This is a genomic window from Pseudomonas sp. P4_C3 (assembly GCF_056402075.1).
This window is the reverse complement of record NZ_JBFUIC010000611.1, coordinates 1-1,371: the sequence shown is the minus strand read 5'-3', so window position 1 is coordinate 1,371 and position 1,371 is coordinate 1. Positions and strand designations below refer to the sequence as shown.

The following is a 1,371-nucleotide window of genomic DNA, read 5'->3' as shown; positions in this document are numbered from 1 at the left end:
GGTGCTTTCCGAACAAGCAGGATGATCAGCATGTAGATGTAAAAGTGGTGAGCAAGCAGGTGGGTGACCGCCAGGCTCGGTTCAAAAACCGTAAGGCTCTCTCCAGACGGCATCATGACGATACGCTCGTGCTTGCCGACGGTCAGAACGGTGACCGGACGCCGCATGACCTACGGCGCACGGGCGCGACCATGATGCAAGCGTTGGGGGTCAGCCTGGATGTGATCGATCGCTGCCAAAATCATGTGCTGGCGGGTTCTCGGGTGAGGCGCCACTACCTGCATCACGACTATGCCGAAGAAAAGAAACGTGCCTGGAACCTGTTGGGCGATCGACTTAGTGCTGTGTTGTCCTCAACCTACGAGCACCCACCTTCAGAATCGATGATGTCTTTTCCAGCGTATGCCACCACTGGATCACTGCCGCGCCCATGAATCAGATTCATAGTTTTGTAGGCATCGCTGAGCGCATGCTTCGGGTCGATTCCGGCACGTCGTGCCAGGCAGAAATTCACAGCCAAAAATTCGTGCAAGACGACGAAAGAAGGGAACATCTACAAAGCTAGTCGATAACGACGTCCGCACTCAGTGCTTTCAGCTACTCGACGTTGCTGGTGCTGGTGCTGGTGCTGGTAGTCGTAGCAACGAGCGCACCCAGATACTTGGCAAGCTGGATGGCGATGGTGCCCACGCCGCCTGAACCGGCTTGGATAGGCACCTTCTGCCCCCCTCTTCAATTTGACTGTTTCGACCAGCACCTGCCAGGCCGTCAGGCGACCAAGGGGATGGAAGCGGCGTCCTCCATGCTGAGGTTCTCGGGTTTCAGCGCAATCGAATCTTCCGTCATGCAAATTCGCCCATTACTTGCCGTAGCGATCGATAAAGAATGCCTTCATGATGATTTAGCTCTTGGGATTGTGAAGTTGGAGTAACGCGGGATTTAGATCCGCGCCTACCGGCACAACGCTAAAGAGGAAAAAACAGGGTCGTAACGGCATTGAATCTGCCATTACGCACATGAGCTCGCGCGACTACAGAAACCCTCGGACCGCATCTGACGCATCCCAACGAACAAATCAGCTCAGAATGCGCTACGGATACTTTTTTACTTATGGGCTGGTCAACAGTTGCTCATTTACTGTCATCTGATCTCGCCCACGAGCCACCAGCCACCGATGGAAGTCACGACAGTGAGCTTTATCGAAAGCATCTTTGGCACCCACTAAAAAATACGACGAGGGCATTTGCAGCCCTTGGGCGAACGGCATGATTAAACGCCCATCCGTTACGGCATTGGCAATCATTGAATATTGCGCCAACACAACGCCCTGTCCAAGAATCGCAGCCTGGATGGCCATTGAAGATAATGAGT

At 53.8% G+C, this 1,371-nt stretch carries 3 pseudogenes; 1 reads left to right on the top strand and 2 read right to left on the bottom strand.

From position 1 onward, the window contains the following. A pseudogene (locus AC1DVH_RS31150) lies at positions 1 to 434 on the top strand (site-specific integrase); the annotation flags it as partial. A gap of 166 nt (positions 435 to 600) precedes the next feature. Here the strand turns inward: AC1DVH_RS31150 and AC1DVH_RS31145 are convergent. Both AC1DVH_RS31145 and AC1DVH_RS31140 read right to left on the bottom strand, forming a co-directional pair. After that, positions 601 to 840, bottom strand: a pseudogene (locus tag AC1DVH_RS31145) (NADP-dependent oxidoreductase); the annotation flags it as partial. A gap of 268 nt (positions 841 to 1,108) precedes the next feature. Beyond that, positions 1,109 to 1,371 (bottom strand): annotated as a pseudogene (locus AC1DVH_RS31140) (LysR substrate-binding domain-containing protein); the annotation flags it as partial.